The organism is Streptomyces echinatus (genome assembly GCF_014203595.1).
GTDB classification, from domain to species: domain Bacteria; phylum Actinomycetota; class Actinomycetes; order Streptomycetales; family Streptomycetaceae; genus Streptomyces; species Streptomyces echinatus.
Window position 1 is genome coordinate 483,950 of sequence record NZ_JACHJK010000002.1, and the last position, 24,712, is coordinate 508,661.

Genomic DNA, 24,712 nt, shown 5'->3' on the forward strand with positions numbered 1-24,712 from the left:
GGTGAGGAAGTGACGCTCGCGGTTCGTTGACCGGCGGATGGCCGAACTTGTGGATGAGCCGCGGTCGGGCCGGCGCAAGCTTGAGCTGGTGCTCAGCGATGACGAACGGGCTCAGCTGACGCGTTGGGCGAGGCGGGCGAAGACCGCGCAGTTCCTGGCCTTGCGCGCGAGGATCGTGCTGCGGTGCGCGGAGGGCGGGACGAACAAGCAGGTGGCGGCTGAACTCGGGGTGAGTGAGGGGTCGGTGAACCGCTGGCGGGCCCGGTTCGTCAAGCGGCGGCTGGACGGTCTGGTCGACGAGCCGCGGCCAGAGCGTCCGCCGTCCATCCTGCTCGACCAGGTCGAAGACGTCATCGTCGCAACGCTACAATTCACTCCGGGCCAGGACACCCACTGGTCGCGTGCCTCTATGGCGGCGCGGAGCGGGCTGTCGAAGTCCACCATTGGCCGGATCTGGAATCGGTTCGACCTTAAGCCGCACCTGCAGGATGCCTTCAAGCTCTCCACCGACCCGCAGTTCGTCCCGAAGGTCGTCGACGTCGTCGGCCTGTATCACAACCCGCCCGAGAAGGCAGTGGTGTTATGCGTGGACGAGAAGGCCCAGATCCAGGTGCTGGACCGCTCACAGCCGATGCTGCGATGATGCCGGGGCATGCCCGAACGGCCTGACCACTACGTCCTGGAGGCGAAGTGGTGGAAGGACGCCATCGGGCGGCCGTTGCTCGACGTCTTCAAGGCCAACATTGAGCGCAAAGGCAAGAACACCGTGGGCCTCTACATCAGCATGAGTGGCTTCACCTCGGATGCCCTGGACTCGTATGCCCTGGACGTGTACGCCTACAGCACGCCGCTCATCACCATGGATGGCCTCGACTTCATGGCGGTGCTGGATCAGCGCATCCGGCTGGACGAGCTGATGCGCCGCAAGACGCGGCACGCCAGCGAGACAGGCCACTGTTCCTTGCCGGTCGCCAAAATCTTTTCCGAGGGAGAGTAGGCCGCACTACTGCCCGTCATCGGCTTGTGTCATCGCGCCGCCGGCGTAGGTGAGCATGAGAGCATGACGACGCCCGCGGCCTCGCCTGTATGGCGGCAAGCCTCAGCCAGTTGTCTGGCGGAGGACACCCCGCTACACATACTTACGTCAGGCCGCCTCGACCACTGCCTCGAACTCGAGGGGCAAGTTGAGCTCGGTCCGCATAGTGAAGACTGCATCCATCAGAGACCTCAGGCGCTCGGGAGCATCGGGCATGACGTGCGCGTAAGTCTGATGCGTGATCCTGGGGTCACGGTGCCCCAGCCACTCAGCCATGTCCGTCACCGGAACGCCCTTCGACAGGCCCGCCGAGGCAAAGAAGTGCCGGAGCCAGTGCGTGGTGATCCTCCGCGAGATTCCCGCCGCCTTCTTCGCATTACGCCACAGCCGGTCGACGAGGGAGTACATGAGGATGTTGGTGCGCCCGACGTTGGAGAAGAGGTAGTCCCCCTCCAGGCGGTTGAGACCCTCCTCTACGCGAAAGGTGCCATACTGCCGGACGTGCTCCTGCACCCGGGCAGCGATGGTGGGTGGCACGGGAACCGCTCGGCCCTCGTCCAGGTCACGCCACTTGAGGTGGCGGATGCAATGGGCGCGCCCCCTGCCCTTAGTGATGGCCTTTTGGACGGTGGTCTTGGGCTCCTCGTTCTCACCATCTTGCGTGACCTGGCGGTCGACGTAGAGAGTGCCGCTCTTAAAATCGAACTGCTGCAACGTCACTGCACACGCCTCACCGATACGCAACCCGCACCCAGCCATGAGCCACACGAGCAGCTTGTAGGGCCCGGGTAGGTGCCGCTCAATCGCCTCGATCTCCGCCAAGGTCGGCAGGCGGATGGTCCTTTTGACCCTCCGTTTCACTCGTTGGCGACCGGTGCGGACATGCTGGCACGGATTCCTGGTTATGTACTCGTTGGCGACGGCGAAGCTGAAGACACCAGCGAGCGTCTCATAGCGATTGATCGCCGTGCTCTCCTCATAACCGCGCTCTTCCACCATCCACTTCAACCACGCATTGAGATGCTTTGGCTTGACGGCACCAATGGCAGTAGTCCCAAAATAGGGCTCCACGTGGAGGCGAAGACTCGTCTCATACTGGTAACGCGTCCCATTCACCCGGCTCCCAGAGGCGATGAACTCGCGGTATACGGCCACAAGAGGGACGAGCAGCCCTGTGGGGGCAATATAGGTACCGAGATCTTTCTCTCGCTCTACCTTGGCGGCAAAGGAGTCGGCTGACCCTTTTTTCTCGAACGACTTCTCTCGCTGCCGCCCACCGCGTCCACCAGGCTCCCTGTAGCGCACCGTCCACGGATGGCCGCAGCGAGTTGCAGTGCAGGGATAGTTACCGCTCTTCTCGTCTTCCTTGCATTTCTGAAAAACCCGAGCCAACCTACCGGACCACCTGCCAGACCAAGAGGACTCGCTTCACCAAACTACCCGTACTTTCTTTCCAGGTATGCGACGATGTCACGCTCGCGAAATCTCAGGAGTCGACCGACCTTTTGAGGCCGCAAACCCCAGGCTCGGTATTTGTTCTTGATCGTCAATTCACTTACCTTCAACCAATCGGCCACTTCAGCTGGCGTTAGAAGCCGGTAGCTTCCACCCTGCGTCAAAATCACACCTACCATCTTCACGGGTAATGATTGCCATCAGAGAATCAGTAGACGGTTCGCCCGACATTCCAATTCTTGGATTGCAGCGCTGCCTACTGCGCCCGCTACGGTGCCCTGCCAAGGTCAGCCAAGCGCGACTCGCTCAATGGTCGTCACGATCGCCGGTTTAGCTAACCGGCGATCGTCGTCTATGTTGCACTCGCACTTGGTTAGGGCACCTGTCCTAGCTGCGGTCTCCGCACGAACTAGGTGACGGCAGCGACGCATCGAGTACAGCCAGCGCTGAAAAGGCGGAGGCAACCAGCTGAACAGGTCGAAGGGCACACGTCGGTAGAAGGGGACTCCTCATCCGGTTACGCGGTGGGCCGGTTACCGACCTCGTGGTTGGGGCGTGTTGTACGTTGACATAGCCCCGGAGAGGGTTCCACTCTTTCGAGAGTCTTTCTCGTCTGCCGTGGGCGAATGCCAGGTCGGTCTGACAGCGCGGAAAGAGGGCGCTTCGTCGGTCAGGACGACGTTTGGCCTCATAGGCGCGACGGAGCATGATCGTGGCGGCCGGTTGGCCGTCGCCGTAGGGATTCGGATTCCGCTGCATGCCCGGCATGTGCGCAGGCCGCCGACGACGTCTTCACTCCGCCTGTGAACCACGACCTGCGGCGGGCTGGCGGTATCGTGCCTCCACCGGCATGAATCGGCTTCGTGTAAGCGCGAGCTGGAAACTCCGCTGCCGCTGCCGAAGGTTGGCGCTGACAGCCCAGGCTCTTCGCCGCCGGGTGGCGGCGAAGAGCCTTGTGTGCGGCACTGTCGTGCATTTGGCGGTCCCCCTCACCGAAGCCGCCAGGGTTGAGGAGTTGAGCGACCACTCGCTGGCGCGCCCTCGGGTGGCTACGTCCCGTCAGGTCGTCGGCCTCCGTTCCGGCGCATGTCCGAGTCAGCGTTCGGCGGCGTCCCTCCAGTAGTCCTCCAGCATCTCGCCGGGCCACGCAGGCTGGGTGACGGTGCCGCGCGGCAGGAACTCCTTGAAGACCACCACCAGGTCCACCACCAGGGTGCCGTCGTCAGCGTCGAGGTCGGTGACGTGCAGGTCCCGTCCGTCGACGCGGAGCAACCGCGGGAACGAGGTCGCGAGGCGAGCCGGACGCCGGTGGTTGTGGTGCACGAAGGTTCCCGTCGCCGGCCAGTCCGGGTTGTCCCGCGGGCTTCGCGCGTGGAGGGCAACGTCTTCAGGAGAGCCGAAGTTGAAGAACCAGGTGACCTGGAGGTGAGAGAACTCCTCGATCCCCTGCAGGGTCTCCTCCGGGTACTCCGGGCGCAGCCGAATGATCGACTCCACACCGCCCTTGAAGTCGTCGAGGCGCCCCTTGTGGCCCCCGACCACCTCGGCAATCACCGGCACCTCGATGGACTTTGTTGACACGGGTTCCCCCTTCTCCGCTCGCGGCACGGCGAGGCGGTCAGCCACAGCATGCCCGCCTTCACCACCATGGCGCCGTCAGGCTACTCGTTCGAGTACGGCCTTGGCGCGCTCGTCGATCTCCGCCGCCACGCTGATTCCCCGATTGCGGAAAGGGGACAGCACCCGGCGCATGTTCACGGCTGCCTCGCGTGCTCTGCCCGACTGGACGCCCTCCATCGCGTCCAGGGCCTGTGCCCACGTGTGGCACGCGGCCTCCACGTTCCCCTTGCGGGCCTGCACAGTGCCCATGTAGCCCAACGTCACCGCGTGGGTCCGGCTGAAGGTGTCGGCCTTCCTGGTCAGCACGCTGTTGTTGAATTCTTGGAGCGCTCCGTCGAGATCGCCGAGCGTCCACAGGGTGCGGGCGGTCTCGTGGGCCAGGGAAGCCCGCTGGAAGAACCACACCCGACTCGGCTCCTCGTCACCGACGTCAGCCGCAGCCAGGTCGTCCTCGGCGCGGAGAAGCGCTGCGATCGCGGCCCGCTTCTGTCCGTTGGCAGCAAGACTGCGTGCCTGCACCACTCCGAGCAGTGCCCGCTCGCGAGGCGTCGCGAGGGTGTACCGCTTACGCTCCACGGAAGCCGTGGCGAGGTCGACGGCAGCCCGGGGGTGGCCGAGATCCGTTGCCTGGTGAGCCATCGCCCGCAGGATGTGGCCGGCGAGGGGAGCGTCGTCGGCTTCCGCCGCGAGCTTCAGCGCCAGCGTGAAGTAGCGCCGCGCGGCCTCATGGTGAGAGGCGTCGAAGCTCATCCAGCCGGCGACGTACACCGCCTCGGAGGCAGCGGCGAGGAGGGCGCGACGAGTGTCGTCGCTGGTGAATACCCCTCCGACGTACCTGGCAACGTCGTCGACGAGGTACTGGTAGAGGGCCGTGCGGCCATCCATGCCGCCGTGTCGCTGGTCTCTTCGAGAGAAGAACTCTGTCATCTCACGCACAGCGCTGACTTCGGCGGCCCCGACCCTGCGGCTCGTCGCGGCGGGGCGGGACTTTGCCCGTTGGGGAGCCTCATCCCACCACTGCTGTCCAGGCAGAACCAGGCCACCCACCGAGTAGGCGGCGCCGGCCAGCAATCGGCGGCGTTCGAGATCCACGTCGCTTCTCCCAAGGTCTACCAGCGCAGTCAGCGTATCGACGTTCCACTCCGATGCCGCCACTGCACCCGCGCCCGACACGGAGAACCCGATCTCAGCTGGTGTGATGGGGCGTTGCAGTCGCCGGGACAACGTCTCGCACAAGATATGGGGCGCTCTGCCCGAGGGCTGCGTTCCCGCCACCCACATGGCGATGTGCGAGCGGCTAGTGCCCAGCAGTTCCTTTGCTCCTACCTCAGCCGCGACCCTCACGAAGGCAGCCGCCACTTTCTGCTGCGACCAGCCTGTTTCCGCGATCGCGTCGGCCAGCTTCACGTTCCGCTCGCGCGCCATCGTCTACCTCGGTTCACCAAAACGATCTTTGACGGGTTTGACGGCCCCGACAGCCGCCGGGAGATACCGCCGCGATGTGATCCACGGTTCGCTCGTGGTCAACGAAACCACCAACTGCCCTTGCCCGGGGAGAAACTGGTGAAGACCAGCCACACGACTGGCACCGCCACCCGGACTGTGCCGGGCGACGGGCGCGCTCCCGCTCCGACGTCTGGCGTACGGCACCTCGACCACCCCCCGCCGGTGGCCGTGCTCGTGCAGAACCTCCGCCGCTTCGATCACTCCGACAAGACTGCCGATCGAGTCCTCCGCGGGCTCAAGCCCCAGTTGTGAGAAGGCGAGCATGGACCGAATCGAAAGTCTGGGGAGTGTGATCAGCGCTCCCGAGCAGAAGAAGACCCTGACGCTCGCCGCCAACGACAGGGCTCCGGGCAAGGCGCGGTCCTTCACCCGGGAAGCGCTGATGGCGTGGGGGGTGGAAGACCTTCTGGACCAGGCTGTACTAATCGTCAGCGAGCTCACCACCAACGCCGAACGGCATGGCCGAACTCCCGGCATCGGTTTGGGCCTTCCGTCCGGAGTGGACGGCGAGCCCGTCGATGAGATCACGTTGACGCTCGCCCTGCAGGCCGGTGTTGTGGGGATCGAGGTCGAAGACAACTCCCCTGAGCCCCCAGTGCCTCAGATCGCCTCGCTCTATGCCACCAGCGGACGGGGCCTACACCTCGTGACGGCAGCGGCCGACACCTGGGCTGCCTGCCCCAAGAAAGACGGACGCGGCAAGAGAGTGATCGCTCTCGTGAGACGCCCCGAGTCGCCCATCACACCCTGACCACCTCTCCTGGAGACCCCTGATGTCATCCCGGCTTACGCCCTCACCCGCGCCGGCCTCCGGCGGAACGAGGCTGGGGCACGACGCCGAAGCCGTACGTGTGCTTCTGCTCGACCTGGACGGCGTGCTCGTCGACACTCGCCCGGTCATGCAGAGGGCGTGGCGCCAGGTCCGCGAAGACCACAACCTCGACGTGCCATTCGGGGACTACGAGCGCCATCTGGGCCGTCCCTTCGCCGACATCATGCACCAGCTCGGGCTCGCTGACGCCGAGCCGATCCACCAGACCTACTCCAAGGCGTCAACGGCCGCTTCTCACCTCGCCCGACAGTTCGCCGGCGTCGCGGAGGTCCTCCATGCCTTCGCCGCTGCCGACTGGCGGCTGGGGATTGTCACGTCCAAGCCGTTGGCGCGAGCCACCCCTCTCCTGGCTCAGCTCGGCGTCCCTTTCGCCACGGTGCGCACGCCGAACGGGGTAGGGCGGGGCAAACCCGCGCCAGACCCGATCCTGCTCGCCCTGATCGACCTGGGCGCCGATCCGGCCGATGCCCTGTACGTCGGAGACATGGCGGTCGACCAGGAGGCAGCCCGTCGCGCCGGCGTCTCGTACGTGCACGCAGCCTGGGGCTACGGCACCCCGAGCCCTCCGGCCCCCGTCGTCGCCGAATCGCCGAAGGACCTGCTGCGGCTCATGGACACCGGGCCGATCCTCGAAGGGAGCCTGGTATGACGCCGACCAAGCGCAGCGCCTTGGGCATCGCCCGCACCGGCTCCGATGGCAAGCCCCAGTGGGCGCTGGTCGGCGAGGCCGCGCTCGCGACCATGAAGTCCGACCGGATCACCACGTCCGAACTGGAGGCCCTGCCCTTCGACCCACGCGATGCTGAAGCACGGGTCAACCATGTGATGGAGGCCCTCGAAGCGTACGGCGCCGACCTCGCGAGGACTCCGGGTGGCGCGGGGTGGCTGTACGTCCAGCACGTGCCGGCGCGGCGCCTGGTGGCACAGGTCGTACGTAAGCTGGCGGCGCTCAGCGCGTGGGAGCCGTTCGCCAAGGCCCCAGGTCCGCTGAGACTCGCGCCCTACGAAGGACTCGTCGGGCTGCGGTCGAGCAGCTCCCGCGAGTACCGGGCGTACACGGTCACCTGGTCGGGCATTGCCTACCTGCTCGGAGCCGCAGCCCCTCACAATCCCCTCCGATCCGCGCAGTTACGCAACCTCCCTCCTGCCCTGACGGCCGCATCGGTGCCGAGCTCGGCGCCCTCGGAGCTTCCAGTGAGCGAGGTGGCGGCGTTGTCGTGGTCGTCCCGTCACGCGGCCACTCTGCTGCCAGTGCTGGAGGAGCTGGCCAGGAACGGGCGCCCCAGCCTCGTGGTGGACTTGGCGACCGACCCGGCGGAGCGGTGCCCGGCTTCGGGCGTCGCGGGGGTGAACCTGTGCTCGCCTCCGCCCAGTCTCTTCGACCTCTCCGGCGTCGTGGACGGGCTGAGGCCGCAGGATGACGGCCCCGTCGTTCGAGTCGACGAGCACGAGCTCCGACTGGCCCGGTTGCTCCGCCTCGTGTCCGTACTTCTGGAGACGAGCGGCGGGTGCACCCAGCCGTCTTGGCGATCCGTGGTCCGGGCGGAGACATGGTTGGACGGCGTTCTCGCCGCCGTACGGCCGCATACCGTCCTGGTCAGCAACGACACCAGCCCGCTGGGTGCGCTGGCTGTACATGTTGCAGAGCGCCATGGGATGAACACGGTGCACGTCCAGCACGGGGCCTGGACGGCTGAGTCGGTCGCATGGCCCGCCCTGCACAGCTGCGACATTGTGGTCATGGGTGAGCGGGACCTCCCCCTCGCGAAGGAGTGGGTGCGCCACCCTGACGCCGAAGTCCATGTCCTGGGCCAGCCCCGCTTCGATGTACTCGCTGGCCTCGGCCGCGATACCCAGCGGCGCTACCTGGAACATCTGCTGGCCCACGGCCCGCGCCGCAGTCCTGCCCGTATCGCGGTGTGGGCCTGCCAGCCCTTCGGTCCTGACCGGCTCAAGGCCCAGGCCGACCTGCTGCTGGATGGTCTGTGGCAGGCCGGCGGCGACTGGGGCCTCGTCATCGCGCCGCACCCGGCGCAGAGCGTCGACGTCTTCGCCCCCCTGCTCGAACGGCACGGTCGGCCGCTCGTGGCCGTGGCCGATCGCCGGGTCGGCGCTCGTGGCTGCCTCGCCGGTGCCGACGCCCTGGCAAGCGCCTATTCGACGTGCGGCATCGAAGCCGCGCTGATGGGCGTGCCGGTGCTCGAACTGGGTTCGCCCGGCGAGCGCACGCTCGGACTCTCCGACCACGGCCTTGCACGGCGGTGCAGCACCGCCGATGACATCGCCGACGCTCTCGTCGCACTGCGCGGTCCGCACCCACCTGCCGACCGGGCGGCGACGGACGCGGTGTGCCGGTGGCGCGGTGACAGCGCAGCCCAAGTCGCATGCCTCATCACCCGCCGCTCGGGCGGCCACGTCATGCCCTCCCACCACATCAACCACAATGCCCGCGCCGCCGAGTCCGGACGGCCGCAGGGCGAAGGAGTACCTGTCCGATGACACACCTGACCGCCGACAGCGTCGCCGAACTCTTCGTCGGCGCTGTCGCCCTGGCCAAGAGCGGCGAGAGGGTCAGCCCTCGCGGCATGGCGACCCGTGAGGTGCGAGACGTCCACATGCGGCTGACGCAGCCGCGGGCTCGACTGCTGTACGCGCCGCCGGCACGCGTCATCAACCCCGCGTTCGCCGTGGCGGAGACCGTGTGGCACCTCTCCGGCTCGGACGCCCCATGGATCTTCGATTACAACGCACGCCTGCGGCAGTACGCCGACGACGGTGTCCTCCGGGGCGCGTACGGGCCGCGGATGCGGAATTGGGCCGGGAAAGTGGATCAGCTGAGCCGCGTCGTCGAGATCCTCAAAGAGGACCCCGACTCCCGCCGGGCCCTGATCCAGCTCTACGACCCGGCCCAGGACGCTGCAGGGCACAAGGACGTGCCCTGCACGCTGGGCTTCGGCTTCCATCTGCGTGCCGGCCGCCTGCACATGTCGACGACGATGCGTGGTCAGGACGTGTGGATCGGCATGCCGTACGACCTGTTCTTCTACACCGTGCTGCATGAGCTGGTCGCGGGCTGGCTCGGCGCCGAGCTGGGCGAGTTCCACCACCACGTGGGATCACTGCACATCTACGAGAACCATCTCGACCAGGCGGAAGAACTGACCGCGGTGACCGCGAGCACGGTCATGCCGGACCTCACCACACCGTGGCGGGGCTTCGACGATCTGCTCGACCAGGTCGAGGCCCGGGACGTGACCGGCCACCCGGGCTGGGACACGATGGCCGAGACACTGCGCAGCTACCGCTTGTGGAAGGACGGCGCGCGTGAGCAGGCGTGGCGGGTCGCCGACAAGATCGACGGGCCTTTGGGCGAGGCGCTGATCGCCTGGTACGGCGAGCTGAACCGCCGTGCCCGTACATCCACCGCGCGTGAGACGGCAGGGACGCGGTGATGGCCGCCATGAACCGCGCGCCCTCGGTCATCCTCGGGATGTGCTCATACACGCACGATTCTTCTGCTGCCCTTCTGGTGGACGGGGAGCTGATCGGCTTCGTCGAGGAGGAGCGCCTCTCTCAGCGCAAGCACACCAAGGACTACCCCCGCCACGCCGTCGAGTGGCTGCTGAGCGAGGCCGGGCTCACCGCAGCCGACGTCGACGCCGTCGCCTACAACTTCCAGCCCGCCCACTACCTTGCCGAGTCACCGGCGGCACTGCGCCTCGCACTGTCACCGACGACGCGCGACCGGGCGCTGCCGAGGGCGCGCGGCTTCGCCAAGGTCGGGCTGCGGACCCACAGGCGCGCCCGCGCCCTCGGCCGGCAGTTCCCCTCCTCCCGTGTCTCCCCCGTCCTGCACCACCGGGCTCACCAGCTGACGGCCTTCGCCGCCTCAGGGTGGAACGAGTCCGCCGTGCTCATCGTGGACAGCCTCGGCGAGCGGCAGACCACCACCATCGCTCGTGGACACAACGCGCTCCACCCCTCCGTGCGCGCCCTGGAGGCGATCAACGACCCTGCCTCCCTGGGCTACGTGTACGGCGCGGTCACCGAGCACCTCGGGTGGCGCCGTGGTGACGAGGAGGGCACCGTGATGGCGCTCGCCGCCCTCGGCGATCCGGAGCGGTTCCGTCACCTCTTTGCCCGGGCGGTGCGCACCACCCCTACGGGCTTCTCGGTCGACCCCGCCTACTTCCCGCCGCGCGTGCTGACCTCGGGCTACCCGAGGACATCTCGCCGCTTCATCGCCGAGACGTGCCCCGAGCGCCACCCGAGCGAGCCGATCCAAGACGTCCACCGGGATCTGGCCGCCGCGCTCCAGGAGCGCACCGAGCAGGTGATGCTGCATCTGGCCCGCAGGGCCCGGACGATCACCAGATCGCGCCGCCTGTGTGTCGGCGGTGGAGTCGCCACGAACTGCGTGAGCATCGGGCGGATCATCGAGGCCGGAATTTTCGACGAAGTCTTCGTCCCGCCCGCCCCGGGCGACGCCGGCACCGCGATCGGGGCCGCCATCGCCGCACACACCGGCAGCCGCAGCCGGCGGCCCGTGTCCGGCGTCGCCCGGGCCTGCTATCTCGGCCCGTCGTACCAGCACCAGGCCCTTGACCTCACGCCATGGCCCGGGCTCCAGCAGAAGACGCTGGGCGTGGAGTCCGCCGAGTTCCTCGCCGACCAGCTTGCCCACGGCATGATCGTCGGGCTCTTCCAGGGACGAGTCGAAGCCGGCCCCCGCGCCCTTGGGAATCGCTCGATCCTCGCATCTCCATTGGAGCCCGGGGTCGTCGAGCGTCTGAACGCCACCGTGAAGTTCCGGGAGCCGTTCCGCCCATTCGCCCCCATGGTCCTGGCCGAACGCGCAGCGGAGTTCTTCACCCTCGGCCAGGAGGCGCCGTACATGTCGATGGCGTCCGGCGTAACCGACGAGGCGCGCGAGCGCGTGCCGGCCATCGTGCACGCCAACGGCACCTCCCGCCTCCAGACCGTCACCCGGTCGCAGAACGCGTTCATGCACGACGTGCTGAGCGCCTTCGCCCGCCGTACAGGGGTGCCGGTGCTGATCAACACCTCCCTCAACGTCAAGGGCAAGCCGATCTGCGGAACACCGGAGATGGCTCTGGACTGCCTGGCCAACTCCGGACTGGACGCCCTGCTGCTGGAAGGTCGGTGGATCACAAAGTGAAGATCGGATACAGCTTCTGGGGATTCCTCGGCAACGGAATCACCGACACCCCGGACGGGGGCCGCAGCCACCGCCGCCCCCTGATCGACGCCCTCCTCGGCCGCGGCCACGAGATCGTCTTCCTACAGGCCAACCGCGACCTGATCGAGGCCGGCGACGACCTCGGCAACGCCTACGCCTTCCACGGCGGCACCCCGGACATCGACGTCCTGTTCCTGGAGTGGCGCTGGGCAATCGACGGGCGCAACACCAACCCGTGCGGCACCGAGGGGCACACCTGCGACCTGCACCGCCAGACAGAGCTGGTCACCTGGTACACAGTTCGGCTCAAAACCCCGACCGTGATCTGGGACAAGGACCGCCAGCTCCGGCCGGACAGCGTGTGGCGGCGCATCCGCCAGACCACTGTGTGCGAGGCCGCTCTCGAACCTACGGCGGGCGCACACCGCCTGCTCTTCCCGGTCGACGACCGTCTCCTCGACGAGGCGGATCCGATCGTGCTCGCCAAGATCGTCGGTGACGTACGGCCGCGCGGTCTGGGCGACGAGCCCGCCGAGCCCCTCGCCCATGCCGAGGCGCAGCTGCTGGAAGCGGGCGGCGACGGAGCCCTCCGTGACCCGCATGTAGGTGTCGCCGCGTGCCGGGTCGTTGAGGCTGAGGTAGGCGACGTCCGTGCCGAGCAGGGAGCGGGCGCGCTGCACGATGGCCCGCAGGACGGCGTCCAGGTCGCGGAGTCCGGCGAGGTCGTGCGCGGTCTCGAAGAGCGCCGACAGCTCCGCCTCGCGCCGCCTGCGTCCCTCCAGTTCGGCCCGCACGCGCAGGGCGAGCAGCCTGGCCTCTTCCAGCGCGGCGAGCCGGCCGGCCGGCTCGCCCTCGGCGCGGGCGAGCAGGACGGGCCGCTCATAGGCCTCCACGGAGGCGTCGCGGGCCAGCAGGTCGAGGTACGGTGCCTCGGCGCTGCCGCTGGGTGCCGGCTGCAGGTGATCGCGGGACATGGTCACAGGATTCCGTATCGGCCGCCCGGCCCGGCAGGCCTGTGGAAAACTCGCGGGGCCCGGGCCGCCGGCCCGGTCAGTGGGCCGTCCACCCGCCGTCCAGGACGAGCGAGGTGCCGGTCACGAAGGACGCCTGCGGGCTGCACAGATAGGCCACGGCCTCGGCGACCTCCTCGGGTTCGATGAGCCGCCGCAGCGCGCTGTCCTTCAGCAGGATCTCGGACACCACGCGCTCCTCGGCGATGCCGTGCGCCTGTGCCTGGTCGGCGATCTGCTTCTCGACCAGGGGGGTGCGCACATAGGCCGGGTTCACACAGTTCGAGGTGACCCCGTGGGCGGCGCCTTCCAGCGCGGCCGTCTTGGACAGTCCTTCGAGGCCATGTTTGGCGGCCACATAGGCCGACTTGAAGGCCGAGGCGCGCAGACCATGGACGGAGGACACATTCACGATCCGGCCCCAGCCCTGGGCATACATGTGCGGAAGGGCGCCGCGGATGAGACGGAAGGGTGCCTCCAGCATCACGGTCAGCACCGTGTGGAACACGTCGGGGGGAAACTCCTCGATGGGCCGCACCAGTTGCAGTCCGGCGTTGTTGACCAGCACATCGGTGCCTTCGGCGGCGCGTTCGGCGGCGTCCAGGTCGGTGAGGTCCACGACCCGCGGTACGACGGTGCCGGCGAGGTCGCCGGCCCGTTCCGCCTGCTGGGCCAGCTCGGCCAGGCCGGCCGCGTCCCGGTCGACGGCGCGCACCTCGGCCCCGGCGGCGGCCAGCCGCAGCGCGCAGGCCCGGCCGATGCCGCTGGCGGCACCGGTGACGAGCGCGGTGCGGCCGTCGAGGTCGAGGGTGAGGGGCTGGAGCCGGGGGCCGGGACCTGACAGGGGGGTGGGACCTGACAGGGGGGTGGGCGAGGTCATGTGCCGACCCTAAGCGGAACCCCACGGTCACTACATGTGGTGACAACCCATACTTCAGCCGACAGTCGTAGGGTCAAACCATGTGGGTGCATCGGACATGGCCTGCTTGATCCGGAAGAGGCCGAACTCGTTCAGCGCGGGCAGCGCGTCCACCGCGAACCAGCCGACCTCCAGCGACTCGTCGTCGTTGACCCGGGCCTCGCCGCCCACAGCCCGGCAGCGGACGGCGATGTCCATGTACTGGCAGGTGTCACCGTTGGGGTACGTCACCGGCGCCAGCGCCTGCACGAGGACCACCCGCTCGGCCACGCAGTGCACCGCCGTCTCCTCGAAGACCTCCCGCACCGCGCAGGCGGCGGGCTGTTCGCCCGGCTCCGGGATTCCGCCGATCACCGACCACTTGCGGGTGTCGGTCCGTCGGCCGAGCAGCACCCTGCCCTCGTCGTCGAAGACGATCGCGGTGACTCCGGGGAGCCAGAGCAGCTGCCGGCCGGCGGAAGCCCTGAGCGTGCGGATGAAATCGGGAGTAGCCATGATCCCGACCCTAACGGGCAGCCGCGCGGCGGCCGCCCGGTTCACCGGGTTCCTCCGAGGATGCCCCGTCCTTTAGGGCAAGGCCGTGAAGTTAAGGGCTGATCGGTGATTGCAAGATGTCGATGCTGAGGGTGGCTCGGTAGGTGCGTCGGTCGACTTTGAGGCTTTTGTGTGCGTAGCGGGATAGTGGACGTTTCACTGCTCGGGGGCTCACGCGTAGGCGGCGGGCGGGCATGAGGTGGTCCAGTACTGCCCGGCCGATAGCTCCGGCGAGGTCGATCGCAGTGTCCGCGACGACGCCTGCGGCCTGGATGGTCTGGTCGCGTGCGGCCTGGAGGGCGATGCTGAAGCTGGCCCGGTCCGGGTCGGTGCCCGGGACGGTGCCGGTGGCGTCGGCGATCGCGATCCGCAGGGCTTGGTAGGCGCTCAGCAGGGCGTAGACCTCTTGAGCGATGCCGGCCCAGGTTCTGGAGCGCAGGACGCGTCGGCCCAGCATCGTTTTCTTGATCTCGAAGTAGGCCGATTCCACTTCCCACCGCTCGTGATAGAGCCTGGCCAGGTCGAATGCCGGGTAGCGGTGATGATCGAGAAGGTTGGTGGCCAGGCGGTAGAGGCCGGTATGCCGTCCGGCTGTGGTGGCGATGGTGACCTCGCACTCGATGATGCGGACCTCGACGGCGCCGAAGCGCGAGAGGAAGGAGCCGTCGTTGTACCGGGCCAGTACGGGCGGCTTGCGGATGGCGGACAAGCGGGCCAGGAAGGCTGCGTCGGTGCCAGCGACGGCGGTGAGGAAGGAATTGGTGGCAAAGCCGCGGTCCAGGAGCACGATCACACCGCTGTGCAAGGAGCGCATGAGCCGTTCGCCGTAGACCGTCTCACCCCTGCTGCGGGGACCGAAGGCGGCGTCGATGACAGCTCGGGTGCCACAAGCCACCAGCGCGGTCAGACAGATCTGCGGATAGCCGGAGGTGGCGTACTGATTGGAGCCCTTGCCCAGGCGGGCCCGGTTCACAGGGCTGTCCGGGACGTCGAGGTAGGTGCCGTCGATCGCGACCGTGAGCAGCCCCTTCCAGCGGGCACCACCGGTACGGACCGCCGAGACGGGGCCGCGCAACAGGTCGAACAGGGCACGCATCGGGCGGACCCCGAGCCGGGTCCGCGCGTCCCACAGGCCTGCCCCGGTGACCTTCGGGACCGGTAACGAGTCCAGTGCGGCGGTGAGTTTGCCCCAGACGGCGAGATAGCCGCACTCCTCAAATAGTGCGGCAGCCAGGAGCAGGTAGACCACGACGCGAGCAGGGAGTTTCCGCAGCCGCCGCTGTCTCGCGCCGGTCTCGGTGAGGATGGCGTCGACCATCTCGAACGGCACGATCCGGGTCAGTTCCCCCAGATGCCCAGGCGCGAACACGCCCTCGGCTACCACGATTTCACGGGTGATGACACACTGGCCTGACAGCGGAGCCTCCGGTGCTGTGAACGGCTTGTCTTGGCGGACCAGTCAGTTCTACCGGGGCTCCGCTTCCTGCGTCAGGCCATCACGCAGAACCCCCTCCCAGCAGCACAAACACCCTTAACTTCATGGCCTTGTCCTTTAGGGCGGGGAGGAATCGGACTCCTGCGGAGCAGGGCAGAGGTAGCCGTTTCGCCGTCAGGGCGAAACGGCGTCCACCCCAGGACGGGGTGAGGAACCCCGCGAAGATCGATTGTTCTCAACTGTCAGTTCTCCCGGATAGGTTGATGTTCATGAGGGCCGATGCGAAGACGGTGGATGCCGGGTACGCCCGGTGGACCTTCCGGCTGCGCGTGTCGTCCACCGCCCGCACCGCACTTGAGGCGGAATGGGACCGGTGCCGGTGGATCTGGAACGAGTCCGTCGCCAAGTCCAAGGCGACACACCTGCACAACAAGGCCACCGGCGAGAAGCAGACGTGCGGGCCGGCCCAGCTCGACAAGATGCTGACCGAGGCCCGCAAGCGCACGGCGTGGCTGCGTGAGGGCTCCAGCGTTCCGCAACAGCAGGTGATACGCGACTTCGGCAAGTCCCGCGCCAAGGCGCACAAGGACATCAAAGACCGGCTGCCCATGGCACGCCGGGCGGGTATGCCGCGCTGGAAGAAGAAGCGCCAGGCGCGCCCGAGCCTCAGCTACACCCGGCGCGGGTTCCGCCTGAAGGACGGCCGTCTGCACCTGGCCGGGGGCATCGTGCTGAGCGTGGTGTGGTCGCGGGACCTTGAGGCCGACCCGTCCAGCGTCCGCGTCTACCAGGACAGCACCGGGGCGTGGTCCGCCTCCTTCGTCGTGCCCGCGACCGTCGAACCGCTTGCGGAAACCGGGCGTGTGATCGGTATCGACTGGGGCGTCAAGGAGAGTGCGACCACCACCAGCGACGACCACGACCTTCCCCACGCCCAGCACGGCAGCACCGCCGCGCAGAAGCTGGCGAGGTATCAGCGGATGATGGCCCGGCGCAGGCCCGCCAGGGGACAGGCCGCATCGAAGGGCTACCGCGAAGCGAAGCGGCAGACCGCGAAGCTGCACCGCAAAGTGGCTGCCCAGCGGCAGGACACCGGCCGCAAGTGGGCCAAGTCCGTCGTCCGCGACCACGATGCCATCGCGGTGGAGGACTTCCGCCCGAAGTTCCTCGCCAGGACCACCATGGCGCGTAAGGCCGCTGACGCGGCGATCAGCGCGACGAAGAAGGCCCTGGTCGAGATGGGCCGCAAGCACGGGCGCGCCGTGCACCTCGTGCACCCCGCGCACACCACGATGGACTGTGCGCAGTGCGGAGCGAGAACCAAGCACGCACTACCTCTCTCAGAACGAACGTACGCCTGCACCGCGTGCGGAGCCGTCTCGCTCCGAGACAAGAACTCCGCCCGCGTGATGCTGGTCCGGGCTGGTCTCAACCCGGCTAGCGCTGATCGCAAAAGACCAGACCAGGCGCAGCCTGGCCTGGCAGCGTGAGCTAGAAATCCCCGATCAGCCCCGGAGGGTGAGCAATCCCCTCCCTTCAGGGAGGGGAGGTTTCAAGGGACGTACCACGGACGTACCGCTCCCGTAGGACAGTCGTACGCCGGTCACATGCACGGCCGCGGCACAGCCGTACGGCGGCCGTACCGGGGCCGTGTGCGCGAGGCGGCCGTAGGGGAGGCCGTACCGCGGCGGTGGAGGCGTACGGTTACGCGTCGCCGGTGCGCCGGGCGCGCAGGCCGGACCCGATCGCCCAGCCGACCCCGCCCGCGGCGACCAGCACCAGGGCGATCTCCGGGAGGATGCCCAGATCGGTGGCGGGGGTCGTGGACGTGCGCAGCGGCACCTTCTGGACGAGGTAGGCCGGTACGAACATGCCGGTCTTCTGGGTGATCCGGCCGTCCGGCATGATGACCGCGCTGACGCCGCTGGTCACCGGCACGGTCACGGTGCGGCTGTGTTCGACGGCGCGGACGCGGGACATGGCGAGCTGCTGGTAGGTCATCTCGCTGCGGTCGAAGGTGGCGTTGTTGCTCGGCACGGAGATCATCTGCGCGCCGTGCGTCACCGTGTCCCGCACGGCCCAGTCGAAGGCGGCCTCGTAGCAGGTGGCCAGGCCCACCTTGGCGCCGTCGATGTCGAACACGCCCGGCTCGGCGCCCCGGCTGAAGTCCTGCCGGGCCATCTCGGTCCAGCTCTTGTTGATCGCGCCGACGAGCGAGCGGAGCGGGAGGAACTCGCCGAAGGGCTGGATCTGCCGCTTGTCGTAGGTCTGCGTCGGGCCCTTGGCCGGATCCCACAGGATCTGCTCGTTGAACAGCTTGCCGTCCCTCTCGACCACACCGCCGACCGAGACGGGTACGCCGACGTCCTTGGCCGCCTGCTCGATGACGGCGGCGGCGTCGGCGTACGCGAAGGGATCGATGTCGGAGGAGTTCTCCGGCCACAGGACGTAGTCCGGTCTGGCGACCTTGCCCGCCCTGATGTCGGCGGCCAGCTTGTGCGTCTCACGCGCGTGGTAGTCGAGCACGGCCCGTCGCTGGGCGTTGAACTCCAGGCCGGCGCGCGGCACGTTGCCCTGGATCAGCGCCACGGTCGCGGTGCCGTCCTCCGCCTTGTCGCTCACCAGCCCGCGGGCCGCGACCGCGCCCGCCACCGGTACGGCGACGCTCAGCAGCGCGGCGGTCGCGGCGGCCCGCCGCAGGGTCCGGGTACGGCGCCGTTCGGCGACCAGCCGCCCCGCCTCGTACAGACCGAATCCGCACAGGACGACCGCGAAGCCGAGCACGGGAGTGCCGCCCAGCGCGGCGAGCGGCAGGAAGAGGCCGTCCGCCTGACCGAACGCGATCTTGCCCCAGGGGAAGCCGCTGAAGGGCACGCGCGCGCGTACCGCCTCGCCCGCCGTCCACACGGCGGCGGCCCACACCGGCCAGGCGGGCAGCTTGGAGACCGCGGCCACACCCACGCCGACCAGCGCGACGAAGATCGCCTCGATGGCCACCAGGGCCACCCAGGGAAGGGGCCCGACCTCCACGCTCGTCCACACCAGCAGGGGCAGCAGGAAGCCCAGCCCGAAGAGGTAGCCGAGGCCGAGGGCGGCCTTCCAGGTCCGGCCGCGCAGCACCCAGCCGAAACCGGCGAAGGCGGGCAGGGCCAGCCACCACAGGGTCCGCGGCGGGAAGCTGACGTAGAGCAGCACTCCGCAGAGCACGGAGGCGGCGGCCGGGACCAGGCGCAGCAATCGGCCACGGAGCGCGCCGGAGGCGGGGGGCGGCTGGAGCTGGTCCGGCTGGTCCACGGAAGTAGCGGTGACGGTCACCCGGGTGAGTGTACGGCGGTTGACGCCGGCGCCGACAGCACGGTCCGGCACGGGCGCACCGTCGGTTCTCCCTGGTGGGCGCCGGTTCCCGGCGGGCGGGTGGGCGGTGCCCGGCCGCACTCCCCCGCCCCGGGACGCCGGGTCGCGGCCCCGCCGCCGCTCCGGCGGGGACGGTCGCTGTACCTGGCGGAAACGTGCCGTTCCTCCGCGTCTCGTGACCAAAGCGGTCATGAGCCGCTACGGTGTGGCCAGCCTCGGCGGCGCGGCCGATCCCGGCACGCGGCCGTGGCCTGCCACAGGTCGGGGGACCGGGTACGAGGGGCGGCGGGTGGGGTCGACGGGGACGGGGTCCGCGACCGGTAGATACGGTGCGGACGCCCAGAGCATAAGAAGAAACGTTTCCGACGGGACGGGCATGCTCCTGCTGGGGGCCTGCGCCGGGTGGTCACTGATCACCGCGGCGGCCCATGACGGGCGGCCCGAGGGCATGCTGCTGGCGGTGCTCGCCGTGGCCGCGGGGTATGCCACGGGCCGGGTCTCCGGCGCGTTGCTGCCGGTGGCCGCGCCCTGCGCCGGCGCGGTGGTGGGACTGGCGCTGGCCGCGGCGCTGCCCGGGCTCTCGCCCGGCCCCTGGTACGCCGCCCCGCCTGGGCATGCCGGTGCCACGGCCGCCCTGCTGACCTTGACCGCCGGGGCGGCGTGTTGTGCCGCCTGGGCGACGGCCGTACCGGCGCTGCGGCTCGGTCTGGGGGCGCTGGCCTGCGCCACCGTGCCGGCCGGCGTGGCGCTGGGGTCGGCGGCCGGGTGTGTGGCCGGCGCGGCCGTCCTGCTGTGCTCACTGGCGGCGGGTTCGGCGCGCGGCCGGGGCCCGTGGCTGACGGGCCCGGCCCTGGCGGCGGGCGTGGTGGCGGCGACGATCTGGGCGCTCGCCGCGGGCGCGCTGCCCGACGGTCTCGCCGGGGCGCTCGAAGGCCGGTTTCCCGCGCACCGGGTGCAGCAGTGGCGGGACGCCCTGCGGCTGGCGGGCCGGAACAGCGGCCTCGGGGTCGGCCCCGGCCGGTTCGGCGAGCTGAGCCGGATCACACCGCGGACGCCGCTGTCCGACGGCAGACCGCACTCGGCCCCCTTGCAGCAGGCGGCCGAGCAGGGCGTGATCGGTGTGTTCCTGCTGGTCGCCGTGTTCTGCTGGGTCCTGTACGCGCTGTGGCGCACCCCTCGTCCCACGCCGGTCGCCCTCACCGCGGGCGCGGCCCTGACGGCGCTGGCCGCCCTCGCCTCGGTGAGCAACGCGCTGAGTTTCACGACGGTGACGGCGGGCGCCGGGCTCCTGGCCGGCTGGGCGACGGCCCGGCCGTGGGCGGGCGACGCCCTGGCTCCCGGCCGTTGAGCGTGGCGCGACGCGGCGACCGCCGAGGTGCTGCCGGAGCCGCCGTGGCCGCGAGCCCGGCAGACCGCCTCGGTCGGCCGGCCGGCTCGGCGGACCCAGCGCCCCTCGACAAGCGATCGATCCGAGCAGGCTCCCCGCGAGCGTCCCGGCACCAGCCCCGTCATAGCATCCCGGCACCCCGGCACCCCGGCACCCCGGCACCGCCGACCACTCCGAACGAGTCCGGCCAACCCGGCAGGGGCCTCGGCGGGCCGCCCCCGACGGGCTCCCGCGAGCGTGCTCAGCCCGCCGTTCCCGGCCTGATCGTGCGGAGCCTGTCCCTGATGATCCGTACCGCCGACTCCGCGTTGTCGACGGTGACCGTGAACGTGTGGCCGTCCCACAGGCGCAGCACGATGCCCTCGCCGCGCCGTACGACCACGGCGGTGCCCTTCTCGGGGCGCCAGCGGTAGCCCCAGCCGCCCCAGTTCCGGGGGGTGACCAGGGCGGTGAAGTCGGCGCCGGCCACGTGAGAGAGCGGGATGCGGCGGCGCGGCAGACCGACGTGCCCGCAGCGCACTTCGACGCACTCCTTGTCCAGCTTGAGATCGACGTGCACGAAGGCGAGCGTGCCGAAGAGCACCAGCAGGCCGGCCGCGATGCAGCCCACGACGGACATCACCAGCGGGGCGATGCCGGAGGTCCAGGCCGAGTCGACGGCCAGCTCGATGCCGAGCGCCATGCAGGCGGCGCCGACCAGGGCGAGCAGCCACTGGACCCGGTTGGTGGCGCGTCCCGTCCAGACGTCCGGCTGGGGCCTGTCGTCGGCGTCGGGGTGGTCCCTCATGTTTATGAGGTTACTCAGGTTTCGCCGCGCGGGTAGGGCATGGCGCGGGTGACTGGACCGGGCGGGGCACGGCGGACCGCGACTGCGGGTCCGTTCCGCGCAGGTCAGCGGACGGGGCTGACGGCCTGCAGGAAGCGGCCTTCCGCGTACGACAGGGCCGTGTCCGGGAGCGCTGCCTCACGGCCGCTCAACAGCACCGTGAGCGTGGTGTCGGCGACGGCGGCCGGGGCCGGCTCCACCCCGATCCGGCGCAGGGCCTGGGCGGACACCGCTCCGGCAGTGCCGTGCAGGACGAGGGGCGGACGGCCAGGCCGCTGGACGGCCGCCCGGATGCGCTCGGCGACCAGTTCGTAGTTGGTGCAGCCCAGGACGAGTGTGGTCACGTCGTCCGGGGTGCGCGCGGCGGCCGAGGCGATCGCGGCGTCGATCGCCGTCTCGTCCGCGTGGTGCACGGCGTCGGCGAGGCCGGGGCACGCCACCTCCGCCACGGTCACACCGTGGGCGAACTGATCGATCAGTCCGCGCTGATAGGCGCTTCCCGTGGTGGCAGGGGTGGCCCAGATCGCGACGGGGCCACCGCCCGCGGCGGCGGGCTTGATGGCCGGAACGGTGCCGATGATCGGGAGGTCCGGCTCGAAGCGGGCCCGCATCGCCGGCAGGGAGTGCACCGAAGCGGTGTTGCACGCGACGATCAGCACATCGGGCTCGTGGGCGGCGGCGGCCTCCGCGACGGCGATGGCCCGCTCGGTGATGTCCTGCGGGGTGCGCGGACCCCAGGGCATTCCGTCCGGGTCCCACGACAGCACGAGATCGGCGTCGGGCCGCAGCCGGCGTACCGCCGCAGCAGCGGGGAGCAGGCCGATTCCGGAGTCCATGAGCGCGATCTTCACCCGGCCACGATAGACGATGCGCCCCTGTGGGCCGGTCGGGTGGGGCAGACTGCCGCCGTGAGCGCCTTCCTGTGGATCACCGTCGTGTCGCTGGCCGCGTGGTGCTGGCTGCTGCTCGGCCAGGGCTTCTTCTGGCGCACGGACGTCCGGCTGCCGCGGCGCCGCGAACCGGACGAGTGGCCGCCGGTCTGTGTGGTCGTACCGGCCCGCGACGAGGCCGGTGTGCTTCCGGTCAGTCTGCCGTCGCTGCTGGCGCAGGACTATCCGGGGCGGGCGGAGGTCTTCCTGGTGGACGACGGGAGCACGGACGGCACCGGAGAGCTCGCCCGCGAGCTGTCCCGGCGGCACGGCGGGCTGCCGCTGACGGTGGGGTCGCCCGGTGAGCCGCCGGCGGGCTGGACGGGCAAGCTGTGGGCGGTGCGGTACGGCATCGGGCTGGCACGCGCGCGTGGCCCCGAATATCTGCTCCTCACGGACGCGGACATCGCGCACGCGCCGGACAGCCTGCGCGAGCTGGTGGCGGCGGCCCGCGCCGGGGGTTTCGACGTCGTGTCGCAGATGGCGCGGCTACGGGTGGCGAGCCCGTGGGAGCGGCTGGTGGTCCCGGCGTTCGTGTACTTCTTCGCGCAGCTGTACCCCTTCCGGTGGATCGGCCGGAAGGGAGCGCGTACGGCCGCGGCGGCGGGCGGCTGTGTCCTGCTGCGGGCGGGCATGGCGGAGAAGGCGCGTGTCCCGGAGTCCATCCGGCACGCCGTCATCGACGACGTGGCGCTCGCGCGCGCGGTGAAGGGCGCGGGCGGTCACGTCTGGCTGGGACTGGCCGACCGGGTGGACAGCGTGCGTCCCTATCCGCGGCTGGGCGATCTGTGGCGGATGGTCTCGCGCAGCGCGTACGCCCAGCTGCGGCACAACCCGCTGCTGCTCCTCGGCACGGTCGCGGGGCTCGCGCTGGTGTACCTGGTCCCGCCCGCCGCCGTGGTCGTGGGCGCGGCCGGCGGCAGCGCGGTGACCGCGCTCGCCGGGGCGGCGGCGTGGGCGGTGATGGCGGGGACGTACGGGCCGATGCTGCGGTACTACCGGCAGCCGTTGTGGCTCGCCCCGCTGCTGCCGTTCACCGCGTTCCTCTATCTGCTGATGACGGTCGACTCCGCGGTGCAGCACTACCGCGGCCGCGGGGCCGCGTGGAAGGGCCGCACCTACGCCCGTCCGGACGCCGTGCCCGACGAGGGCTAGGGGGTTCGTCCGGATCGGGTCGGCTCGGGCCGGCGGCGTCCGGGGCGTCGGGCCGGATCAGCCGGACCCGCGAGCCGCGCCGGGGCCCGCCCCCCGCGTGCGCCGAACGGGAGGTCCTCAAGCCCGGTCACTTGCGGCCGGGCGTCCAGTTCATGCCCCAGCCGTAGGCGTGGTCCACGGTGCGCTGCGGACTCGATCCGCGCTCCGGCACCAGGTACCGCACCTCGCGCTGGACGACGAGGTCGCTGCCGGTGCTGGTGATCAGGGCGAGCGCGCACACCGGGGAGGCGACGGTGCACTCGTCGAGCGAGAACTCGATGGGCGCGCCGTGCTGCGGCTGCAGGGTGACGGTGGCGTGCAGGTCGGCGAAGGAGCGGGCGCCTTCGTAGATGGTGACGAAGACGAGGATGCGCCGGAAATCGTGCTTGTGGTCGAGGTTGATGGTGAGGTTCTCGCCGGCGGCCACGGCACCGGTGCGGTCGTCGCCGTCGAGGTGGATGTACGGCGGCCGGCTGAGCGATCCGTAGGCGTTGCCGAGGGCCTGTACGACTCCCTTGCGGCCGTCGGTGAGTTCGTACAGCGCGCACAGGTCGAGGTCGAGGTCGGCACGGCCGCCCCACCGGCCGCCCCGGCTCTGCGCCTGTTTGCGCGTCTGCCAGTTGAGGTTCACCCGCATGGCACCGGAGGTGCCGCCCTGCTTGGCGAGCGAGACGGACGGGGCCGCCTTCGTGAGCGTGACCTTGGTCAGGCGGACCGGCTGGGCGGCGGGCGACGGAGGGGCCGTGGTGGGGCGCGCCGGCGCGGTGACCGGGGGCACGGCGGGGCGTGGCGGCGTGGTGGCCGGGGCCGGCGGCGCGGCGTGCTGGGGTTCGTCCACGGTGATGCCGAAGTCCGTTGCGAGACCTTCGAGTCCGCTGCTGTAGCCCTGGCCGACGGCACGGAACTTCCAGCCTCCCTGGCGGCGGTACAGCTCGCCGAACACGAAGGCGGTCTCCACGGTCGCGCCGGGGCTGTCGAAGCGGGCGACCACCTGGCCGGAGCCGGCGTCGGTCACCTCGATGTAGAGGTCCGGGACCTGCCCGAACGCTCCGCCGTCCGCGGAGGCGGCGAGCACGATCCGCTCGATGGCGCCCTCCACGCGCGGGAGGTCGGCCAGCAGGGTGTCGGTGACCCGGTCGCCGGTCGTCCGCTTGCCCTCGTGGCGCACCGCGCCGGAGGAGTGGGCGGGCTGGTTGTAGAAGACGAAGTCCCCGTCGGAGCGGACCTTTCCGGACACGAGCAGCAGGGCCGAGGCGTCGGCGTCCGGTACGCCGGGACCGGAACGCCATCCCAATTCGACGCGCAGCGCCGTGCTCGGCACCGGCGTGTTCGATCCTTTCGACATTGTCATGTCCGCCCCCATCGCGTGTCGGCATTCGTCTTCGCCCGGGCCGTCCCGGCCCGTGTCATCCCTACCCGCACAACCTATTCCCGGGCACCGCGCGTGCCCACGGAACGGCGCAGCAAGATCGCCG

At 69.8% G+C, this 24,712-nt stretch carries 20 protein-coding genes and 2 pseudogenes; 10 read left to right on the top strand and 12 right to left on the bottom strand.

Features of this window, described 5'->3' with window-relative positions:
- Positions 1-37: 37 nt before the first annotated feature.
- Positions 38-634: pseudogene (locus tag FHS34_RS06695) on the top strand (IS630 family transposase); the annotation flags it as partial.
- An 18-nt stretch (positions 635-652) separates the two neighbouring features.
- Positions 653-997, top strand: coding sequence for a restriction endonuclease (locus FHS34_RS06700; RefSeq protein ID WP_184962126.1), 345 nt, complete (start codon positions 653-655; stop codon positions 995-997).
- Positions 998-1,144: 147 nt separating this feature from the next.
- Here FHS34_RS06700 and FHS34_RS42310 read toward each other — a convergent pair whose 3' ends face one another.
- The 4 genes from FHS34_RS42310 to FHS34_RS06720 form a co-directional block, all read right to left on the bottom strand.
- Positions 1,145-2,341: a tyrosine-type recombinase/integrase gene (locus FHS34_RS42310; RefSeq protein WP_184962128.1), complete on the bottom strand. Its 1,197-nt coding sequence runs from the start codon at positions 2,339-2,341 to the stop codon at positions 1,145-1,147.
- A 131-nt stretch (positions 2,342-2,472) separates the two neighbouring features.
- Positions 2,473-2,670 (bottom strand): helix-turn-helix domain-containing protein, encoded by a 198-nt coding sequence (locus tag FHS34_RS06710; protein WP_184962893.1) that lies wholly within the window; start codon positions 2,668-2,670, stop codon positions 2,473-2,475.
- Between the two features lie 916 nt (positions 2,671-3,586).
- Entirely contained in the window at positions 3,587-4,072 is a 486-nt protein-coding gene (locus tag FHS34_RS06715) for a TrmO family methyltransferase domain-containing protein (RefSeq protein WP_184962130.1), read from the bottom strand.
- 75 nt (positions 4,073-4,147) lie between these two features.
- Positions 4,148-5,536, bottom strand: a complete 1,389-nt coding sequence (locus FHS34_RS06720) for an NsdA family TPR-like regulatory protein (protein WP_184962133.1) — start codon at positions 5,534-5,536, stop codon at positions 4,148-4,150.
- A 343-nt stretch (positions 5,537-5,879) separates the two neighbouring features.
- Between FHS34_RS06720 and FHS34_RS06725 the strand changes: the two genes are divergently transcribed.
- From FHS34_RS06725 to FHS34_RS06745, 5 genes are all read left to right on the top strand, one after another.
- The gene (locus FHS34_RS06725) at positions 5,880-6,368 is read left to right on the top strand and encodes an ATP-binding protein (RefSeq protein ID WP_184962135.1); all 489 of its coding nucleotides are present in this window, start codon (positions 5,880-5,882) and stop codon (positions 6,366-6,368) included.
- Positions 6,369-6,468: 100 nt separating this feature from the next.
- The gene (locus FHS34_RS06730) at positions 6,469-7,098 is read left to right on the top strand and encodes an HAD family hydrolase (protein WP_308288303.1); all 630 of its coding nucleotides are present in this window, start codon (positions 6,469-6,471) and stop codon (positions 7,096-7,098) included.
- Positions 7,095-8,948, top strand: a complete 1,854-nt coding sequence (locus tag FHS34_RS06735) for a CDP-glycerol glycerophosphotransferase family protein (protein ID WP_184962139.1) — start codon at positions 7,095-7,097, stop codon at positions 8,946-8,948. Before FHS34_RS06730 ends, FHS34_RS06735 begins: the two co-directional genes overlap by 4 nt.
- Positions 8,945-9,901, top strand: a complete 957-nt coding sequence (locus FHS34_RS06740) for a thymidylate synthase (RefSeq protein ID WP_184962141.1) — start codon at positions 8,945-8,947, stop codon at positions 9,899-9,901. Before FHS34_RS06735 ends, FHS34_RS06740 begins: the two co-directional genes overlap by 4 nt.
- 8 nt (positions 9,902-9,909) lie before the next feature.
- Positions 9,910-11,628, top strand: coding sequence for a carbamoyltransferase family protein (locus tag FHS34_RS06745; protein ID WP_184962895.1), 1,719 nt, complete (start codon positions 9,910-9,912; stop codon positions 11,626-11,628).
- A gap of 485 nt (positions 11,629-12,113) precedes the next feature.
- Here FHS34_RS06745 and FHS34_RS06750 read toward each other — a convergent pair.
- From FHS34_RS06750 to FHS34_RS06765, 4 genes and pseudogenes are all read right to left on the bottom strand, one after another.
- Positions 12,114-12,623: pseudogene (locus FHS34_RS06750) on the bottom strand (GAF domain-containing protein); the annotation flags it as partial.
- A 76-nt stretch (positions 12,624-12,699) separates the two neighbouring features.
- The gene (locus tag FHS34_RS06755) at positions 12,700-13,539 is read right to left on the bottom strand and encodes a 3-hydroxybutyrate dehydrogenase (protein ID WP_225817554.1); all 840 of its coding nucleotides are present in this window, start codon (positions 13,537-13,539) and stop codon (positions 12,700-12,702) included.
- 54 nt (positions 13,540-13,593) lie between these two features.
- Positions 13,594-14,073 (bottom strand): NUDIX hydrolase, encoded by a 480-nt coding sequence (locus tag FHS34_RS06760; RefSeq protein ID WP_184962143.1) that lies wholly within the window; start codon positions 14,071-14,073, stop codon positions 13,594-13,596.
- A 91-nt stretch (positions 14,074-14,164) separates the two neighbouring features.
- Positions 14,165-15,496, bottom strand: a complete 1,332-nt coding sequence (locus FHS34_RS06765) for an IS4 family transposase (RefSeq protein WP_225818062.1) — start codon at positions 15,494-15,496, stop codon at positions 14,165-14,167.
- Between the two features lie 320 nt (positions 15,497-15,816).
- Here FHS34_RS06765 and FHS34_RS06770 point away from each other — a divergent pair, with 320 nt between their 5' ends.
- Positions 15,817-17,037: an RNA-guided endonuclease InsQ/TnpB family protein gene (locus FHS34_RS06770; protein ID WP_184962145.1), complete on the top strand. Its 1,221-nt coding sequence runs from the start codon at positions 15,817-15,819 to the stop codon at positions 17,035-17,037.
- A 214-nt stretch (positions 17,038-17,251) separates the two neighbouring features.
- Here FHS34_RS06770 and lnt read toward each other — a convergent pair whose 3' ends face one another.
- The gene (lnt, locus tag FHS34_RS06775) at positions 17,252-18,862 is read right to left on the bottom strand and encodes an apolipoprotein N-acyltransferase (protein ID WP_184962147.1); all 1,611 of its coding nucleotides are present in this window, start codon (positions 18,860-18,862) and stop codon (positions 17,252-17,254) included.
- A gap of 415 nt (positions 18,863-19,277) precedes the next feature.
- On the opposite strand from lnt, the gene FHS34_RS06780 reads away from it, so the two are divergent.
- The gene (locus FHS34_RS06780; RefSeq protein ID WP_184962149.1) at positions 19,278-20,249 is read left to right on the top strand and encodes an O-antigen ligase family protein; all 972 of its coding nucleotides are present in this window, start codon (positions 19,278-19,280) and stop codon (positions 20,247-20,249) included.
- Positions 20,250-20,529: 280 nt separating this feature from the next.
- Here FHS34_RS06780 and FHS34_RS06785 read toward each other — a convergent pair whose 3' ends face one another.
- Both FHS34_RS06785 and FHS34_RS06790 read right to left on the bottom strand, forming a co-directional pair.
- On the bottom strand, positions 20,530-21,075 hold the full coding sequence (locus FHS34_RS06785) for a hypothetical protein (protein WP_184962151.1): 546 nt from the start codon (positions 21,073-21,075) through the stop codon (positions 20,530-20,532).
- Between the two features lie 104 nt (positions 21,076-21,179).
- Positions 21,180-21,965: a glutamate racemase gene (locus tag FHS34_RS06790; protein ID WP_184962153.1), complete on the bottom strand. Its 786-nt coding sequence runs from the start codon at positions 21,963-21,965 to the stop codon at positions 21,180-21,182.
- 39 nt (positions 21,966-22,004) lie between these two features.
- On the opposite strand from FHS34_RS06790, the gene FHS34_RS06795 reads away from it, so the two are divergent.
- A complete protein-coding gene (locus FHS34_RS06795; protein ID WP_184962155.1) occupies positions 22,005-23,198 on the top strand; it encodes a glycosyltransferase in 1,194 nt (397 codons plus the stop codon).
- Between the two features lie 127 nt (positions 23,199-23,325).
- Here the strand turns inward: FHS34_RS06795 and FHS34_RS06800 are convergent, their stop codons facing one another.
- Positions 23,326-24,600 carry a TerD family protein gene (locus FHS34_RS06800; protein ID WP_225817758.1) on the bottom strand — a complete coding sequence of 425 codons (1,275 nt, stop codon included), beginning with the start codon at positions 24,598-24,600 and terminating at the stop codon, positions 23,326-23,328.
- Positions 24,601-24,712 lie beyond the last annotated feature (112 nt).

Coding starts and splice junctions, on each gene's coding strand:
- FHS34_RS06700 (WP_184962126.1), top strand. CDS start 653: ATGCCCGAACGGCCTGACCACTACGTCCTGGAGGCGAAGTGGTGGAAG.
- FHS34_RS06710 (WP_184962893.1), bottom strand. CDS start 2,670: ATGGTAGGTGTGATTTTGACGCAGGGTGGAAGCTACCGGCTTCTAACG.
- FHS34_RS06720 (WP_184962133.1), bottom strand. CDS start 5,536: ATGGCGCGCGAGCGGAACGTGAAGCTGGCCGACGCGATCGCGGAAACA.
- FHS34_RS06725 (WP_184962135.1), top strand. CDS start 5,880: ATGGACCGAATCGAAAGTCTGGGGAGTGTGATCAGCGCTCCCGAGCAG.
- FHS34_RS06735 (WP_184962139.1), top strand. CDS start 7,095: ATGACGCCGACCAAGCGCAGCGCCTTGGGCATCGCCCGCACCGGCTCC.
- FHS34_RS06740 (WP_184962141.1), top strand. CDS start 8,945: ATGACACACCTGACCGCCGACAGCGTCGCCGAACTCTTCGTCGGCGCT.
- FHS34_RS06745 (WP_184962895.1), top strand. CDS start 9,910: ATGAACCGCGCGCCCTCGGTCATCCTCGGGATGTGCTCATACACGCAC.
- FHS34_RS06755 (WP_225817554.1), bottom strand. CDS start 13,539: ATGACCTCGCCCACCCCCCTGTCAGGTCCCACCCCCCTGTCAGGTCCC.
- FHS34_RS06760 (WP_184962143.1), bottom strand. CDS start 14,073: ATGGCTACTCCCGATTTCATCCGCACGCTCAGGGCTTCCGCCGGCCGG.
- FHS34_RS06770 (WP_184962145.1), top strand. CDS start 15,817: ATGAGGGCCGATGCGAAGACGGTGGATGCCGGGTACGCCCGGTGGACC.
- FHS34_RS06780 (WP_184962149.1), top strand. CDS start 19,278: ATGCTCCTGCTGGGGGCCTGCGCCGGGTGGTCACTGATCACCGCGGCG.
- FHS34_RS06785 (WP_184962151.1), bottom strand. CDS start 21,075: ATGAGGGACCACCCCGACGCCGACGACAGGCCCCAGCCGGACGTCTGG.
- FHS34_RS06800 (WP_225817758.1), bottom strand. CDS start 24,600: ATGGGGGCGGACATGACAATGTCGAAAGGATCGAACACGCCGGTGCCG.